The sequence below is a fragment of the Paenibacillus sp. 7541 genome (assembly GCF_002276395.1).
In the GTDB taxonomy this organism is placed as follows: Bacteria; Bacillota; Bacilli; order Paenibacillales; family Paenibacillaceae; genus Paenibacillus_AQ; species Paenibacillus_AQ campinasensis.
On sequence record NZ_NQLZ01000001.1, the window covers coordinates 227,750 to 245,400 of the forward strand.

The 17,651-nt window shown below is 48.6% G+C and carries 12 protein-coding genes; 1 reads left to right on the plus strand and 11 read right to left on the minus strand.

Features of this window, described 5'->3' with window-relative positions:
* Positions 1-20: 20 nt before the first annotated feature.
* From CHH75_RS01025 to CHH75_RS01060, 8 genes are all read right to left on the minus strand, one after another.
* Positions 21-887 (minus strand): carbohydrate ABC transporter permease, encoded by an 867-nt coding sequence (locus tag CHH75_RS01025; protein ID WP_255222927.1) that lies wholly within the window; start codon positions 885-887, stop codon positions 21-23.
* Positions 868-3,135, minus strand: a complete 2,268-nt coding sequence (locus CHH75_RS01030; RefSeq protein ID WP_095397221.1) for a DUF5696 domain-containing protein — start codon at positions 3,133-3,135, stop codon at positions 868-870. The genes CHH75_RS01025 and CHH75_RS01030 overlap by 20 nt, the downstream gene beginning before the upstream one ends.
* The gene (locus tag CHH75_RS01035) at positions 3,128-5,098 is read right to left on the minus strand and encodes a YIP1 family protein (RefSeq protein ID WP_369680139.1); all 1,971 of its coding nucleotides are present in this window, start codon (positions 5,096-5,098) and stop codon (positions 3,128-3,130) included. The genes CHH75_RS01030 and CHH75_RS01035 overlap by 8 nt, the downstream gene beginning before the upstream one ends.
* A gap of 65 nt (positions 5,099-5,163) precedes the next feature.
* Entirely contained in the window at positions 5,164-6,039 is an 876-nt protein-coding gene (locus tag CHH75_RS01040) for a carbohydrate ABC transporter permease (RefSeq protein ID WP_095397223.1), read from the minus strand.
* Between the two features lie 25 nt (positions 6,040-6,064).
* Positions 6,065-6,958, minus strand: a complete 894-nt coding sequence (locus CHH75_RS01045; RefSeq protein WP_095397224.1) for a carbohydrate ABC transporter permease — start codon at positions 6,956-6,958, stop codon at positions 6,065-6,067.
* Complete coding sequence (locus CHH75_RS01050; protein ID WP_176475418.1) at positions 6,955-9,903, minus strand: extracellular solute-binding protein; 2,949 nt, start codon at positions 9,901-9,903, stop codon at positions 6,955-6,957. The genes CHH75_RS01045 and CHH75_RS01050 overlap by 4 nt, the downstream gene beginning before the upstream one ends.
* Before the next feature lie 59 nt (positions 9,904-9,962).
* Complete coding sequence (locus CHH75_RS01055; protein WP_095397226.1) at positions 9,963-11,342, minus strand: ABC transporter substrate-binding protein; 1,380 nt, start codon at positions 11,340-11,342, stop codon at positions 9,963-9,965.
* A gap of 131 nt (positions 11,343-11,473) precedes the next feature.
* Positions 11,474-14,833 (minus strand): GH36-type glycosyl hydrolase domain-containing protein, encoded by a 3,360-nt coding sequence (locus CHH75_RS01060; RefSeq protein WP_483310897.1) that lies wholly within the window; start codon positions 14,831-14,833, stop codon positions 11,474-11,476.
* 526 nt (positions 14,834-15,359) lie between these two features.
* Between CHH75_RS01060 and CHH75_RS01065 the strand changes: the two genes are divergently transcribed.
* Positions 15,360-16,361: a phosphotransferase enzyme family protein gene (locus CHH75_RS01065; protein ID WP_176475419.1), complete on the plus strand. Its 1,002-nt coding sequence runs from the start codon at positions 15,360-15,362 to the stop codon at positions 16,359-16,361.
* 50 nt (positions 16,362-16,411) lie between these two features.
* Here CHH75_RS01065 and CHH75_RS01070 read toward each other — a convergent pair whose 3' ends face one another.
* The 3 genes from CHH75_RS01070 to fucU form a co-directional block, all read right to left on the minus strand.
* Positions 16,412-16,783, minus strand: coding sequence for an iron chaperone (locus tag CHH75_RS01070; protein WP_095397228.1), 372 nt, complete (start codon positions 16,781-16,783; stop codon positions 16,412-16,414).
* An 88-nt stretch (positions 16,784-16,871) separates the two neighbouring features.
* The gene (locus CHH75_RS01075; RefSeq protein ID WP_255222928.1) at positions 16,872-17,021 is read right to left on the minus strand and encodes a DUF1963 domain-containing protein; all 150 of its coding nucleotides are present in this window, start codon (positions 17,019-17,021) and stop codon (positions 16,872-16,874) included.
* Positions 17,022-17,201: 180 nt separating this feature from the next.
* Entirely contained in the window at positions 17,202-17,630 is a 429-nt protein-coding gene (gene fucU, locus CHH75_RS01080) for an L-fucose mutarotase (RefSeq protein WP_095265180.1), read from the minus strand.
* Positions 17,631-17,651: the final 21 nt, after the last annotated feature.

The following is a 17,651-nucleotide window of genomic DNA, read 5'->3' on the forward strand; positions in this document are numbered from 1 at the left end:
TTCACCTCCCTTATCTTCAATTATTGTCTCTTTTGGAACGCAGCTATCGTACCGGCCATGATGAGCAGCAGGACCGCAATGGCTACGAAATAGATCCAGGACATGGCAGAGGCATAACCAAATCCCGTTTCAATCCTGAACATGTTGCTCTTGATATGCTCAATAATCGGGTTCATCGTCGATACGGAATACATGACGGTCGTATATATGATGTTGATCAGAATCATCGGCAGCAGACTGGGCAGCGTCACCTTCCAGAACATCTCCCATGTCGATGCCCCGTCGATTTTAGCTGCTTCATAGATAAGTTTATCCACCTTCTGCAGCGCCGCGATAAAGATCAGAATCTGTACGCCCGAGAACCATAACAGCACGACCATGTTATCCATGATGAACAGGAACAAGTCCGTGACAATCAATCCGGAATAATCACCTGCGAGCTTATAGAAAATATTCTCCTGAATGGACGGAATCGCGGTAACGCCTTGATCCATTAATTTGACAAGCACGGGCCCGCTGCTAATAATGACCGGCAGGAAAAATATCGTTCGAAAGAATCCTCGAAACCGGATCGGATGATTTAAGAGCAATGCGATAATCAGCGCCAGAATCACGATCAAAGGAACAGAAACGACCGTTTGTACAAAATAATCGCCCAGTTTTTTCAGGAAGGTCACATCTACCGAAAACGCGCGTTGGAAATTTTCGAATTTAACGAAAGATGTCACAATGCCTTCCGACGTAATCTTGACGCTGAAAAAACTTAAATATAAGGAATACAGAATGGGATACGCCGTAAAAACGACAAATCCGATCAGCCAAGGCAAGATAAATACATATCCGACGCGACCCTTTTTATTAAAAAACTTACTGATTGACCGGATCACGATATTGATCTCCTTTCAAGATTGCAAAATCTTTCGCTTCTACCGTGATGTTGTGATGCGTAAAAGGATAATCCGTATAATTGACGATGAAGGTCGTCTGATTCGAATACGTAATCGCAACGACGCCCGGACTCAGCACGTCCCGGCTGACGATGGAGGCATCCCTCACCTGCCCCAGGCTGTCCTGAATGACGCCGTATTGATGAACGATCTCGTTCTTCCAAGTCGAAAACTCCGACGTATAAATATGGCGGGATGGCGTTTTCGCAAGAAGATGGGAAGATTCCTTAGTTAAATAGAAGGACGGGTAGGTCCCGTAATCGATCAGCTTTAACAATTCTTCCTTCTGATTGGACGAGAAGTTCATAAACGGCGAGTATAAATCCACATACCCCTTCAAAACGATCTGTAAAAAAGGAACGGTGTCCGAAACATACAGATAGCCTGACGAGGATAAAGGCGCATCAAGGTATTTATCCGTTGTTCCCCAGGCGTAGGCATTGGGTTGATACAGCGCCACTTTATCTGCATGGCCGCCGCCAAGCACGTTGATCGTTTCCAAACTCAAGTCTTTATTTTGCTCGCGGGTGGCTTGCTTGCCTTTGTTGAATACGGAGAACACCTGACTGCTGATCGAATCCACCGCCAATCGTTCCATCCCGTAATCCTTGTATTTATCGGCGTGCTGCTTGGCAAGCTCCAAGGCATCTTTCGGCGGGACATAGTAGTAGCCCAGTTCATTCCGCATCGCTTGAATCGTTCTCGAATTGATTTGTTTTGCGTATTCAATGCTGTTGAATAACCCGGCCGACCCCTGCAAGGATTTCAAATAATCCGTATGAAAATATACCTGCACCGCTTGCTGTTCCAAGTCTTCGGTCATATCCCGGATCTCGGACTTGCCCCCCAGCTTTTTCTCGAACGGAAACTTCTTGAGCAAGGAGCCATTTAGGCCATTCTTGTACCATCCTTTATAAATAAAGAAGAAATCCTCGACGCCTTCCTGCTTCAGCTCATCGGCAAAACCCGGCAGCGCATCAAACGGCGTCATGCTAACGACGGAATTCCAGAGCAGCCCTTCCTTCATCTCCGCGCCCAGAAACTCCAGCCGCAGAAGTGGATTCGTTCCCTGCTTCTCCGTCAGCACCCCACGATCTTTCAAATAGGCTTGATAAGAGTGAGCAAGTCCGACATAATCGGCATCATCCCCGTGAACCACTTTAAATTGCAGCCCGATATCGAACCGGTTGGCTTCCGCCTGATAGGCATCAATCGCGGTTCCGCTCTGATTGCTGCGGCTGGTCGGCTGCTTGTATGCATACCGGTAATTGAATTTGGTCGTGATCCAGTTGAAGTCAGTGGAAAGTCCGGCTTTATAGGCCATAATTTGGCTATACATATCCCCTGATTCAATGATGGCTAGAAATGCGTCCTGTTTCACGCCATGAACAACACCATAAACAGGCATCGAAGCGGAGAATTCCGGATTCAAATCTGTTTCGTTCGGCGGTGCGACATAGCCGGCATCATGTCCGTATACGGAGGCCGTATATGGAGATTCCATAGCCACTTCATAGTCGTAACGGATCAATGCGCCGGAGCCGTCCGGAATGAACATGTAGCCCGGCACCGCATCTTCAAAGGTCGCTCCTAGAAAAGGGTAAATTTGCAACGATACCAGTTTCGTATGCTTGGACTCCTGGATATGCGCTGCCGGAATTTTGACTACAACATCTGACTCGGTCAGTTCAACCGATAGCCGCATCTTGATATTCGCCTGCATGAATTCGATATCGGCGATAAATCCGTTCGGCTGCGGTTCGATCTTCACATCGGAACCATTGGAGATCAGGCTTTCTCTCATTTGCTTTCCTTGACGATTCAAATAATCGATCGTTATCGCCGAATCGACGAAGTCCTTCCAGCTCTGGTTCAACCTGTAATTCTCCATCTGATCAATCGTGGAGCTCCACACATAGCCGGTGTGTTTATTCTTCACCTTGATGGCCAGTGACTGTGGATGAACATATAAGATCAGATGCTCGTTCTCGGCCACTCGGTCGAAATCCGTTACGGAAGCATTGGCATTCGGTACTGCTCGTCCCCTGTCATCCGCTTGAGTATATCGATTCGAGGTAAACTGCTGCATCTGCCTTGGAGCCTTCTCGGCAGTTGCGGATGCTGCCAGCAGCAGCGGCTGAGCGACAAGCAGCAATGCGATCAGGCAGGCCGATAGTTTCTTATACACGGATCGTCACCTCCTGGATCAGGGAATAGATAAACTCATACACTTGGCCTAGCAGGATGTACACGATAATGAGCACCGTGACCGTGATGATGCTTCCAAATAAGGTCAGAAGTATATTTTTTATCGTTTCGCTGATCGTGTAGTTATGAATTTCCTTGACCATGATGCACAGATTCAGCACAGACCAGACGATGATGATTTGTAGAGAGAAGTCATAGAGAAACGCTTCGTTTATCGTCAACACTCTCGATAGGAGCGTAATTGGCAGTATAAAAATGAGATACGGTGCCAATGAATAAATGCTGCTGATGTAAACCTGCTTAAAGCTCCCTTCTCCGTCCGTAATCGTACTGATCAAATAGTTCACGATAATAAACAGCGCCAATACGGAGACGAAGATTGCAATGATCAGCAACAAACTGATGTTTTCAAGCAAACCGGTCGAAAAAATAAAGCCGGTATAACCGAGCGACAGCATATATTCAACAAAGAAAACGATGTAAAGAATCGATGCCGATAACACGGAAGCTTTATTTCCGTTCTTAATATCGTAGAACGTATCCAGCGGATGCCTGAGCATTTTGAACAACAGCAGCAGTTCATGGATCAAGCGGACGGAGCGGATCTTCTTCCACACTGCCCGAATGCCCCGCAAGCAATCCGTTCGCTTATCGGCATATTTCAGCGCCCTCCAGGCGATAAACGCGAGGATGAGCCCGACCATCATTTGTCCGATATGCGCTTCAATCCAGTTATAACGAATTTCCCAGAACGCTTGCGAGTACCCCACGACATGGTTGGCCATTTCGAAGGATTTCAATGCCTCGGCGTATTGAAGCTGTTTGTAATATGCTTCGCCCATCGCGATATGCGCAAGTGCAAAGGATGAGTTAAGCTGAAGCACCTGCTTCCAGTATTGTTCGCTTTGAACGTACAGCCCTTCTTCATAATAGGCCAGCCCTTGATGCACCAGATCGGTGAACTCGGTAGGTTCAAGCGTATGGATCAAGCCTTGGCTTTTATCGGTTAAATAAATCTTCCCTTGCGGATCAACAGCGATGGAGGACGGTTCTTTCAAAATGCCCAGCCGCTGCGAATCCGACGCCTGACTGCCAAATATAAACAATACATTGCCTGTGCTGTCATACTCATACACATTCCCCCGGGAACTCAGCACATAGAAATTTCCTTGATTGCCCACCTCGATATCGATCGTAAGCTCCGGATTGAACATGCTGCTCGGAAGCATGTTTCTTCCAGCAACGTTCAATTTCTTGACCGCTTGACTCTCCAGACCGTTCGTTACTGTATAGACGATTCCGCGGTCATCGATATCAATGTTGGTCGGAGCAATCGGCACATTCATAAATCCGGTCTTGATCCCGCTATTCGCCGTAATCAAATTTCGAAACGCCTGGAAAAAGGAGGTTTGCGTTGTATTCGCCCCGAAATATCCGGCAAACTCTCCATCTTTATTCAGCTGAATGATTCCATTGGTGGCCCCTTCGCCAATGACATACAGATTCTCTCGGATGTCTACAGCCAGCTTTGATGGCTGGAAAATTTGATTTTTGCCGAACAACGGGGATTCCGGTTTGCCAAACGCAGCGAGCAGTTCGCCGTCTTTGCTGAATGCGTATATTTTGCCTGAATCCGCTACATAAATCTTCCCTTCGGGACCTACGGCTACGCCGGTAGGCTTCTGCAGGACCTCCTGACCAACCGCCTTGACGACTTCTCTTGATTCATCGAGAATGATGATCTGCTTCGAACCCGAATCCGCGATATACATGCGGTTATGCTCATCGATATATACATCTTCGGGCTGCTGAAGGGAGGGATCGGATATGACGCCGATCGCGGCATAAGCGGTTTGTGTTTCAATGGGCTCGCCGTCCACCGAAATGGTGTAGGTTTTATAAGCATCCTGTGCATATGCATCAAGCGGCCAGCCGACCAGCATGATCACGAAACAACATATCAAGGATCGCTGTATGAATTTTTTCATTTCTTCCCCCGCTCCCCAAGTTACTTAATACCGGTGTGAGCCATGGTATTCATCACTTGTTTTTGCATGAATATAAAGATGATCAAGTTAGGGATAAACATAATTAACGAAGCGGCGGCGGATAATCCTTGGCCTGCAACCGTATTTCCTGAAGTCGAGGTCAACGTGCTCATGTAGAAAGCAAATGTTTTCATATTCTCGCTATTCACATACAAGTCGGACGTCTCGACATTGTTCCATACGGCTTGGAACGATAGAATTGCAATCGTGGCAATGGCCGGCTTGACCATCGGCACGATGATTTTCCGATAAATATGGAAGTCGTTCGCCCCATCGATCGTCGCGGCTTCAATCAGCGCGCTCGGAATTTGATCAATAAACTGCTTGACCAAGAACAGTCCGACCGGGAGCGCAAGCATCGGGAATATATGCACCCAGAATGTGTCGATCAGCCCCAGCTTCTCAATGATAAAATATCTCGGGATCGCCACCGCTATCGGAACGAACATGAGCGCCAGCGTGTTGATTTCAAAGATCGTTGATTTCAACCGGAATCGTTTCTTCGATAACACATAAGCGGCCATCGTACTAATCAGCACTGTCAAAAACACAACGATCAGCGTGACCACGATGCTGTTGAACAAATATCTCGCCATCGGCGTGCCTCCGGCGTTGGAGCCGGCCATCAAATCCTCAAAGTTCTGGAACGTCGGTTTCTGCACGAAGAAGGTCGGCGGATAGGCGAACAGCTCGTCAATCGGCTTAAAGGCATGATTTATAATAAATACAATGGGCAAACCCATAATAATTGCCATTGGAATCAAGATCGCATAGAACTTCAACTGGCTCCGGTGAAATTTTTTCGGGTTGATTTTCGTGCCCTGAAAAGACGCCATGGTCTTCCTCCTATTCTTGGTTGTCTCAATCCTTCTCGGTAAACAGCTTTCTGGCAAACTTCGAGAACAGGTAAACGATCGACAGCAGCAGCACGGATATCGCGGCCGCATATCCCATCTCAAACCGGATAAACCCATAATCATCGATATGATTGACCATTAACTGACCTGCATATTGCGGTGTCGGGTTTGTCCCTGACAGGGCAACGCCGATCGCCCCCGCCTGGAACGTGTTGACAATGGCCATCACCGCACCAAACAGCATTTGCGGCTTCATCGAAGGAATGGTAATATAGATAATTTCCTGAAAGCGATTCTTGATGCCATCGATATATGCCGCTTCATAAACCTCCGGATTGATGTTGAGAATCCCCGACAGCATCGCCAAAAATCCGACCCCCATGCTGCTCCAGAGCGTGACGATAATCATGATCGTCATCAAATGATCCGGTGACTGGAGAAATTGGATCGGCTCTGTAATCAGATTGAATCGCAGCAGCAGGCCGTTGAGATATCCGCTCGCATCACCGCTGAAAATGACAGTCCATAATACCGACATCGCCACGCCTGCCGTCATGGACGGCGAGTACAGAATGAGCGCCAAGACGGTGCGCGGGCCATGGGGAATCTGAGCGAGCAACCAGGCCATCAGGAAGGACAGAATGTATCCTCCCGGCCCGACGATTAATGAGAATTTCAGCGTATTCGGCAGGACATGCTGCATGAACACGGCATCCTGCGTAATCAGATTGATATAGTTTTTCAAGCCGATGAACGAGGGAAACTGGATTGAATTGAAATACGTAAAGGATAGCGCAATCGCAATCAATACCGGGACGACGATAAAGGCCGTGAAAAACAAGAGATAAGGGCTTAAAAAGATCCATGTGCTATAATCAAATTTTTTCTTTGTTATCATTTTTCCGATACCCAGTCCTCTACGGTTTCTAATTTAGGAACGATATATGGCTTTACCGCTTGGCCGTCCTTCATGTATCCGAACTCCTCCATCTTCCGTCTAATTTCCCGATCAATGATGATCGTCGAATCATCCACCGAGGCTCTGAGGTTACTGCCATCAAACACAACCTTGTTCCATACATTGCTGATTTCGCGCTCGATCATATAGGCGCCAGGCGTTTTCGGAACCTCTTTCAGCCATTCCCATTGTTCCAGAATCGTTTGTTTATGCTCTTCCGGCCACGGAAGATTGCCAAACGCCTCCAGGTTGGCGGTATTCCACATATATTCCGGGCCGAAAACCGTTTGCAGATTGGTCGCGTAGTCCGATTGGGTTTTCGTGGACATCCACCATTTCAGCAACTGCCAGGCTTCTTCTTGCTTATCGCTTTTCTCCAGAATCATCGCCGATTGCGCCGATCCGGTCGCCCATCTGGAGACGCTGCCATCCTCCTGCTTTACGCCCGGATATAATGCGATATCCCACGAACCGGCAATTTCCGGCGCCGCCGAGGTCAATTTCACATACGTTTCAAAGTTTGATATCCCCATCGGCAACGTGCCGTACCGGAAAGAGTTGTAGAAGTTCGGCACCTGCAGCGGCATGCTGTACAGCGTGTACAGCTCGGTCATAAGCTTGATCCCTTTTAGCGACTCTTCGGAATCAATGGCTGTGCTCATGCCATCTTCGGCGTACAGCTCGCCGCCGTATTGATAAATGAAGGGTGCGGTAAACATAAACGCCTTGTTGCCAGCCCCGCCAGACAGAGGTACAAAGAAATTCATTCCCAACCGCTGCAGCTCCGGCAGTTCCATCAACACTTCATCCCACGTATCCGGCACGGGAAGCTGCAATTTATCCAGCATATCCTTCCGGTAGAACAGCACGTAAAAATCCTGTGTTTCAGGCAAGGCATACACCTTGTCGTCGACCATCATCGGCAGGAATGCCCCTGGCGAAAACGATCGGATGTAATCCTTAAAATCCGGAAATTTGCTAAGATCTGCCGCAGAACCACGTATAGCAAGCTCGTACGGCGTGCCGACGCTGACACCGAGCGCAATGTCCGGCTGCTGGTTACCTGCATTGGCCAGGATCAATTTCTGTTCATTCGGCATGACCGAGAACTTGACTGGAATGCCCGTCTCCTTGGTAAAGGTGCTGTCCGCCATATTTTGAAGCAGCTCAACGTATTGCTGGGAGCGATTGACCCAGACATCAAGCGTATGTTCGTCCACCTTGGCCGGATCATAGGTCTCCTGGTTAAAGGAAGCGAAGAATTCCTTGAATTTGCTAGACACTTTTTTGCCAAAATTGGCTTGGGGTTCCGGCAATTTCACGTCCCCGTGCACGTAGATTTTATCCATAAGAAGAGGCTGCCGCTGTAATGAGGCCTGCAAGTCTCCGATGAGCTGCGCCGCCGAGCTTGATCCTTCCGACAGATCCGTCAGCCGTTTCGGTATTTCATTGGGCTTTGCTTTAAGCGCTTCGAGTTTTTTGATAATCAAAACAATTTTCGCTTCGTCACTTGTCTGTTTTTTGTTGCTGCCGCGCATCGATTTCAAGACTTCTTCCGTCTTGTGAAGAGTGGAAATAAAACCCTCCAGCTGATCCTCGATATCCGGAAGATATTCTTTGATCTCCCATTCGCGGTTCATATCGGTCTGGCTGCCCGTCAATTTCTTGACCGATAACCCCAAATCGCCGATGTCGGACATCAGCGTGCTTAAATCATCCAGAACCGGCGCTATAGGAGAGGCGTCTGCTTCAAGGGTCAGCTCATGCTCGCCTGCTTCCAAATAAATATAGAACGGATTTCCCTTTGCATCACGCAAGGTCTCATTTCTCCATTCCCCGGAATAATCGAACGGATAGCTTTTCAGTTCCTGAAAAGGGATTTGGCCGTCAATGCTTATCGTCCGGTAGATCGAAGCCCCGGAGTCGTTTTTTTGAAGGACTTTAAAACTGAGCGCATATTTGCCCGATTGGGGCACCGAGAACTTCCAGGTGATGCTCTGTCCGCTGCTCGCCCATGATTCTCCCCCGATCGTATTCAGCAGCAAGTTATGGCTGCTGTACGGATATACGTCAATGCTCTGCGTGGCGATTGGCCTGATAAATGAGCTATTCTTGATAAAGGGATGCTCCGCTTCCAATTCCACGAGTTCGGATTGAACCGTTTCACCTTGCAGATTACGAGCGTATTGCTCGTACGTTTCCAGCTGTTTCGGAGATTCAACGTATACTTTACCAAGCAGCATTTCGCCTCTTGTGTTCGTTAGCGTAATCGTGTTTTTCCCTTTCGCAAGCCTGAATTTCAAATCATCAGGCTGCAAAAAATTCGGATCTTGCGCGTTGATCCGTTTCCATTGCTGAACCGGGACCTGCTCCGGGATCAGTTCGTTTCCATATTGATTTCGTTCGAACGATTCGGACTTGTTTTTCCAATCGACCGTAGCGATGATCCTTCTGCTTTCATAAAAAGGATGCTGGCCGTTGATTTTGATCGACAGCTCAGGATTCATCAGATCGTTGCCCAGTTTATAAAAATCGAAGCCGATATGATACAAGGCATCTTCAGGCACTTCAATATCCAGATGGATCTCATTTCGGTTTCCGAATGCAACAGCTTCTTCGCCATAACCATAGTTTACGAATGCTGGCTCAACACGGTTGTCATCGGCATCCTTAAATTGAACAGGAGAAACAGCACTTTCAAACGAAGTGCTGTCCCTAACCGTTTTCTCCCATTCTTCGAGGACTTGATGATATCTCTTTTCGACGACAGACTCGGCAGATTCGGCAGATTCGATTGTCACGGAGGAAGAATCGGCTGGCTGAGCCTGAGCCGCTGAAACGATACCCATACCGTTCATTGTCACAATCAAAGCCAAGGCTGTCATCCATTTACAAAGTTTAGAGATCAATGTCATCAACCCTTCCAAACTCAAGTTCGCGCTTCCTAGTTCATTGCGTTCAGTGCATCGTCATATTGCTGCTGTGCTAAATCGTTTAATTGCTTCGCGTAATCTTGATAGCTGATGCTTCCGTATACGCTGTTAAAGATAATATCCGAGATGGTGGCATTGTCTTTATCAGCGATTTTCAGACCCGTTTCGGCCTGCCAGCGGGAAGCGGCGTATCCCGGTACGATTTTGATAGGATCCAGCATTGCGGTGTCCAGATTTTCGTATGCTTTTTTGATCCCCGGCACGTTCACCAATTCCCAGTATGCATCCAGCACTTCTTGATCAGTCGTGACCGGAAGTGAAGCCAACTCCAGTCCCGTCTCGTCCGCAATCGCCATTCGTTTCATGAAGCCTTCTTTGCCGAATGACATCCATTTGGCGAATTCATAAGCCATTTCCGGATTTTTTGTAGTTTTGGCAATGCCCAGGTAATCCGTCGCCAGCGCCGATCTTCCGGTTGGCAAGCCGATGAAATCCCAATCAAAGTTTGCTTCGGTTGCGAAAATGTTGTTCATCCATGTACCGTTCCAGTAGAATGCCATCTGTCCGGATCTGAAGGCTACGCCAGGATCTTCTCCGCTCAAGCCTTCCTTCTGTTCCGGAGTAAGCCCTTCGTACGCATAACCGTTCGCGCCGAGATCCTTGGCCGTGTTGACGCCTTCGACCATTTCTGGAGAATCGAGATGGTAATTGCCGTCAGCATATGTAAACCAATTAAAGTCTGGGTTTTTCATAGCTGGATACCAATCGACCAAGGATTGTGCGGAGTCGATGCCAATGGTCCCTTGACCAATATCCGTCGAATCTTTGATCGCTTTGATGAAGGCGTCAAGCTCGATTCCGTATTGCGGAATGTCCAGGTTCAAGTTGTTGAAAATTTCCTTGTTCACATAGTAGCCCATCATGTGTTGGGCGAATGGAACAGCATACAACCCATCCTTCACTTTCGTTGAATCTTGAATCGATTGCGGCAAGTTGGTGAATTCGCTGTCATTTCCGGCAATATCGGATACGTCCAGCAGCCAATCGTTGGCTACACTACCAGGAATGTCATTGAGCATGAATACATCGGGCAATTTGTTGGCGCTTGCCGCTGTTGCCAGAGAAGCCTTCCAATCGTCCGTCGTAATCGTTTCGTCGATTTGAATCGATACGTTTTGATGCGATTCCTCAAAAGCTTGGATCATACGGCGTTCAAGGTTCTGATCCGCTTCCGTACCTAAGTTCCAGTTGGCGTATTTCAATACGATCTTGTCCGCATTGCCAACATCTTGGTTCGATCCCTCGGATGCTTTCTCCCCTGAACCGCAAGCGGCCAGGGTCGCTGCTAGCGAAATTGCTAAAGCTAAGTTCATGCCTTTTCTTAACATCATGATCTTTGTTCCCCCTCTTAAATTTCACATTCCCATGATTTGATTGGTTGATGAAACGTTTCTACAGCGATTATATATTGTCCTGCAACCGTTTACAATGTCTTCATATTCGATTATATAAATTATTTTTGTTACAGCATCAGGTCAATTACCATCTTCTCTTGCCCTAAAAACGGAGCAATATCGGCTTTTTTGATGATAACACCGCCGTTGCGATACCGGTTTGAAGCCGTTTCTGCTGTGACCGCTTGGTTGTTAATCTTTACCTGAATCGTTTCGACATTATTTAAATGATAATTCACTTGAATATCGTGCCCCTGGTACTTAAACGTCAGAGACAACCCATCCAGATGAGTCGGCAGCACCGGATCCAGAATCAAATCCCCCTGATGTTGTCGAATGCCAAGGCAATTCGAAACGAGTTGATTCATGTAAATTCCAGGACCGCTGGAATAAATTCGCCATCCGCCTTTAACAGGGACTTTCCCTTCTCTTAGTTCCTCGAAGCGCGCCTGTGCTTCGTAACGCGTATTGAACTTGCCGTCCGAACTGCTGAAATATGCATTGCTCTGGCGTCTCTCCGCATTCGGCACAACATCCTTAATGTTAATCGGGTTCACGATCGCCAGGGCATTCCAGACTTCATCCCGCTTCCCCATTTTGGCCATAGCTTCAGCAAAACGGATATGAGCATGAACATACTGCAATCCAACCTCGCGCCCGAAATTAGCGGCCTGTTCCGCCCGTTTAAAGTTCGTGCTGACACCGCCGGCATAGGTGGCCGGCCGGTTCATCAACCGGACGCCGTCCGGACACTGCAGCTTCTCTTTAATTAACTGATAATGACGCTCTGCCTGTTCTGGCGTAAACAACTCCCCGATCATGCTGCGCGTCATCGGAAGAAGACGGTACTGGATGCCGGTTTTTGTATCCGTTGGATGTATGATCCATTCCGGATGCTTCGGATCTTCCAGGTATATGAATCCCGGAATGACATCGGTCTGAAGCATGTATTGGTTGAAATCCCCTGCAATCCCTTCAGCCAGCTGGCGAATTTCTTCCGCTTCCTTCTCATCGTGTCCGGTCAACGCCTGCGATAATTGATTCATGGCTTGGTATGTTAAAGCAACCGTCCAGCTGCTTGCCATATAAGTTCTAAGTGACGGATCATGCGGCTGCAGCGTATCGTCCCAGTCGCCGTCCCCATAGCTGGACAAGAACGTATCATGCAGGAAATGGTCTTTGATATACTGGATTTCCTTTTTCAAATGATCGTAAATGCTCGCTGTGTATGCGGTCGGCTCGAACGTTTCACGATTCGTGTACGGCACTTGTTCTTCCAGAATGCTGAAATCGCCCGTCGCAGTTAAATAGTCGCTCATCGCCTTCAGCATCCAGACAATGACATCACCATGACTTTCGCCAGCCTGAATTCGGAAATAGTTGTCGAACATGAACCACTGCGGCCAGCTGCCGTCATTCTCGTACTGGTGGGCGAACACCGTTTTGAAAATTTCGCGAACGACATCGTATTTGCCCATCGACATCCAATATTCGATCGGTCCTTGGCTCACATCGCGCGTCCCCCACGCCGCTCCGCCGTACTGCTCTAGACCATGCGGCACCAGATAATGGATCAGCATATTATGCGTATACCACCATGCGATGGTGTTCACTCTGGCCAGCTCGTCCGTAACCTTCTCATGCTGGGTAAGTTTGAACCCATTCATGAGCTCTTTATAGAATGCGCGGTGTTTCTCAACTTCATCGCCGAACTCCCGATCGGTGAGCAGGATCGTATCACCATGAATCCGCCCCTGCATGATCAGCCCGAAGCGATCGACCGACCTGATATCCAGCACGACCAACGAAGCGGACCCCGGCGCAGCATGCTCGATAAATGCCGTCTCGTCCGTGACGTGAAGCTCAGCCCCTTCCAGATGCATATCATAAGCTAAGTTAGGGTATACGCTTGCCGGGAAGCTTGACTCATGCACATTAAAGGTCAGCGTATTTCCCTTACGCTCCATACGGAACGGGACAACATACTCGTTATCGTTCATCGTGATCTGATTGGTGACATAGAACGAATAAGCCTTGCCGCTAGCCGCTCTGACGTCCAAGCGGATTTCCGGCGCATCCACTGTCGTGAAATTGGTGACGATGAACATTTCATCCGCCGTTTTGTAATACCATCTTGAATAGTTAAAGCCCATTTCGTACAGGGAAGGCATCGTCAGCAAGCGATACTGATCCTCGATCTTCACGTAAATCCGCTGTCCCGAAATTTTCATCACATTCAGCGAATTTCTGGCATTGGACAGCATCTTGTTCATAGAAGTGTTTCCAACTACGACTTGCGCGTTGAACAACCCGTATATGTAAGAGGTTGAGGTCACAATGGACTCGTTGATTGTCAAATGTTTGCCGCTCATGACGATATGTCCATGAGAACGCTCGACCAGCCGTTCCTTTTCCTTCAGCACAACATGCTCATGCGTTTCCGTAAAGAAAGACAACAGCTGCTCCCCTTCCAACTCTTCCTGATGCCGGTCCGGGAACAACAGTTCCAGCTCATCCCTGGATATGGAAAGCGTCTGAAGCGGTTTACCGATGTTCGTTTTCTTCGAATATTTCGGGACCGATTGAAAGGATTCAGCCTCGCAGACACCGGACCAAGCCGCACGAATCTCGTCTGCATACTCCCTTTCCGTAATGGCCGGTTGATGATCGGCCTTAGCCAGTCCGTAGAATATGAATTGCGCCTTACCCTGAAGCTTGATCCGCTCCGATTGCAGCGCCGTGTATGCAAATTCATATTGGTAGATTTCATTCGCCAAAGTCTCTTTATAAAGCGCTTCCGGCTGATCCGTCTCTTTATATGACTTACCGAAAAACTGATACCCATCGGTTGAATATCCGATCGTTTTCGTTAAAGCCCCCTGCTGGAGATAAGGGAACCGGCCTTCGCTCTGCGGCTGATTTTGACGCGAACATACGACATACCCATGCTCTTGATCTTCAAATACAACATGGTCAACGTACTGGGACATATAGGCTTCGTTGGATTGGATCGCCGCTCGGGAAGCGAGACCAACATCCTGCCCGTAAATGACATCGACCCTGTCTCCGTCCCCTTCTATACGAACATCCCAGAACCAAATCGACTGGTCCGTTAATGTGAACAGCACTTGATACTGGATGCCATGGGCGTTTCCTTCCCATTTCACCTGCTGCTCCGCAAAGGAAACGGTGCTTGCAGACGCTGTTCCAAGCAGCGGGTAAACCTTGATGCCGGATGACTCATGAACCCGCAGAAACAAATTGTTGGCCGATCCGTCAAGCACGTTGCCGCACAGCTGATTGATCATCGTGTGCTCATGCGTGATATCGAAAATATCCCCGCTTCTTAAAAAATTGAACGTCGTCTGGCCGCTCCGGATGGAGTATTTCATTTCATCTGTCGTAGCATTCACCTTGAAGTCCCTCATTTCTTTCAGCTAATAGAATGAATCCAAGTCAATCGAAACGTTTCACTCAACTCTAGTCGCTATTTTAAACGCTTACATCCTATTCGTCAATACCATTTTCACAGGTTATTTGAAAATATATAAACGCTTTTGCCCTGTTACGCCTTGATTCCGAGCGATTTCCTCTGTGCTGAGATAATCCTGTCTTCCTATCTATTTTGAATCGTCGTTAGAAACGTTTCGGGAATACAAGGTACATACAAAGGCTTCACCACCAGCTGGCGAGGTATCGAAAGCTTAGAGACCAGCTAACGAGAGCTGAAGAACAGGACAAGAGATTCTCTCCTGTAGCTTCACACAAAATAAACGCGGGCTCCATGATCTTGAAGAACAGAACATGGAGCCCGCGTAAAGCCAGCACAAAGCAAATATCGATGTAAACCGCTTGGACCTAATATGCTAAAATTTATTACAGCGCTGCATGGAAAGCTGCCCGATAATTCACGTTAACCCGGTAAAGAATATTCAGCTAAGGAGTCTGTATCCCATGGATTCGATGAACCAAGAATACTACCAAGCCATACTCGCCGCTTATCCGCTTCCGCCAGTCAGTCAGATCGAAGCGCGCGAGAGCGGCATGAACAATACGACCCGCTACGCTGTCCTGGAAGACGGACAAACGATCGTGCTGCGTATTTACGAGAACCATCGTTCAACCCTGAAGCTGGCTGCCGAGCATGAACTGCTGCTCCAACTGGCACAGCAGCAGCTCCTCCCCTTTCTGATCCCTTGCCCGCTTCGCACGGATCAAGGCCGGACCTGGACGACGGCTAATGACGGGAAGCTCGCCGCCCTCTTCACCTATCTGCCGGGTATCAAACCCGCTGCCGATCGCCACGACCTGTCTTACGCATATGGACAAGTCGTAGGCCAGCTTACGCAGGCGATGGAGAAGCTGCAGCTTGAAGCTGCGCCTGCATACCCGCCGTATGATGAATTACTCGGCCCGGACACGGAAGAAGTTGCGGCAACCGCCCGCAACCTCTATGCGTCCGACCCCGCTCTTACCGCACTTGCGGAAGACGCTGATTTCCTGCTGAAAGTTCTGGCTGCACTGAACCGTTACGCTGACGCCATTCGCTGCCTGAATAGACAATGGATACACGGCGACGTATCGTTCGCCAATGTCTTAATCGAGCCAGAAGGCGTTATCCGCGCTGTGCTTGACTTCGAGTTTGCTACACGTGATTCTAGGGCGATGGAGCTTGCTGTTTGCCTCGCTGAACAGCTATCCGCCCCCGGTGGGCTTTCGTTAATTGTGATTCATGAGCTGCTCGCTGGTTACAGAAGCGTCCGCCCGCTGGAGTCAGAAGAGTTGAAGTTGCTCCCTGAGCTGCTTCAGCTGCGCAAGCTGGATGTCTTCCTTCACTTCCTGCACCGCTATCAGGAAGGGCTGGATCCCGCCCCTGTCCTTCTGGACCAGACGCGTAAATCCGCAGCCGTATGTCGTTTTATCAGCTCACATGCCGATCACATTCGCAGCCTGTGAATCTGTGTCATCGCGTTAGCACAACAGGAGTACAGCGACTGTACTCCTGTTTATTTCCGCCAGAAAGTTGAGCAGTCCGCCTTATCCATAATATTGAACTCGATCATTTTCTCAAGCAGCGTGAAGTCCACCTCACCCTTCCACGGGAAACGCACCAATTCCTTGGTGTGACTATAACCTGCCTGTACAATGTCATCATAGAACTGATCGATCGTTACTCTTTCCGGAGCCACAGCCATATGCTGCTTGGATACGCTGAAACCAATGATATACGTGCCGTGATCGGTGAACATCGGCTGATTCCATGCAATTTTCGGCTCTAATTGCGGAAACTTATGAGCTACCCATTTCAAGACCTCTTCAGTTCGTTCGCGGTGATCCGGATGATCGATCCCTTTTAAATATTCCGCAAAAACCTCCATGCCGCTCCTCCTATCAGGAAAATATACGAGTGCTTCATCGTATTGAATACTTGGATTATAACTGCATTGTAAGTAAAGAATCAAAATTTTAGGTGCACTGCATTTCACATACGACCCGGTCAAAACACAGGCTTGCAAGATCATCCTCATGAATCCAAAAATAGATTCGGCCTGCATCCCCCCACGAGACCCCTGTCTTGTCTTCTTCCGAATCGATTTGTAGCAGCAACGATAGCACATACGTTCCCTTCTGGAATCTATAAAAACCAATAATTTACTACACCCATAATAAAAAAGAGAACGCCCGCTGGACGTCCTCCGACTTCATATCAACTTCACTTCAACTTCAGCAAACATTCAGTCACGTCAAATGAACCGTGAACCGTCTGTATGCGATAACGCGACACATCCAAGGGGTTTAAACGACCACGCCCTTTTTTAAAATAAGGTTGGCATACAGCGCGGTTTCCCCGGTGGCTACGATAGCGTAGGCGTTTTTTGCCCGTTCATAAAAAGCAAACCGCTCGACCGTCTCAAACAGGTCGCTCCCCGGATGGTGATCCCGCACAATGTCGCGGTAACGATCCCAGATCGGCGTCTCCACATTGTCTCCCGGCATGACGGCCATCAGGGATACAGGCCGCTCGACATAGGAGTCGAGCGGGAACAGCGGCAGAATGGCGGCCAGCAGCTCCGGAACGCCATGACCATCGCAGCGAACGAGCCGCTGCGCATGGCTGGCTGCCGGGAAGTTGCCATCCGCGATCACAATCTCGTCGGCATGCCCCATCTCCATCAATAGTTTGATCAGCTCCGGCGAGATCAACGGCGATATTCCTTTAAGCATGCGTTTCCTCCTCTTTCACAG

What these genes read in the sequence shown, in the direction of transcription:
- CHH75_RS01045 (WP_095397224.1), bottom strand. Translation starts at nt 6,958, where the DNA reads ATGATAACAAAGAAAAAATTTGATTATAGCACATGGATCTTTTTAAGC.
- CHH75_RS01035 (WP_369680139.1), bottom strand. Translation starts at nt 5,098, where the DNA reads ATGCTGGTCGGCTGGCCGCTTGATGCATATGCACAGGATGCTTATAAA.
- CHH75_RS01060 (WP_483310897.1), bottom strand. Translation starts at nt 14,833, where the DNA reads ATGAGGGACTTCAAGGTGAATGCTACGACAGATGAAATGAAATACTCC.
- CHH75_RS01055 (WP_095397226.1), bottom strand. Translation starts at nt 11,342, where the DNA reads ATGATGTTAAGAAAAGGCATGAACTTAGCTTTAGCAATTTCGCTAGCA.
- CHH75_RS01070 (WP_095397228.1), bottom strand. Translation starts at nt 16,783, where the DNA reads ATGGAGGTTTTTGCGGAATATTTAAAAGGGATCGATCATCCGGATCAC.
- fucU (WP_095265180.1), bottom strand. Translation starts at nt 17,630, where the DNA reads ATGCTTAAAGGAATATCGCCGTTGATCTCGCCGGAGCTGATCAAACTA.
- CHH75_RS01050 (WP_176475418.1), bottom strand. Translation starts at nt 9,903, where the DNA reads ATGACAGCCTTGGCTTTGATTGTGACAATGAACGGTATGGGTATCGTT.
- CHH75_RS01040 (WP_095397223.1), bottom strand. Translation starts at nt 6,039, where the DNA reads ATGGCGTCTTTTCAGGGCACGAAAATCAACCCGAAAAAATTTCACCGG.
- CHH75_RS01065 (WP_176475419.1), top strand. Translation starts at nt 15,360, where the DNA reads ATGGATTCGATGAACCAAGAATACTACCAAGCCATACTCGCCGCTTAT.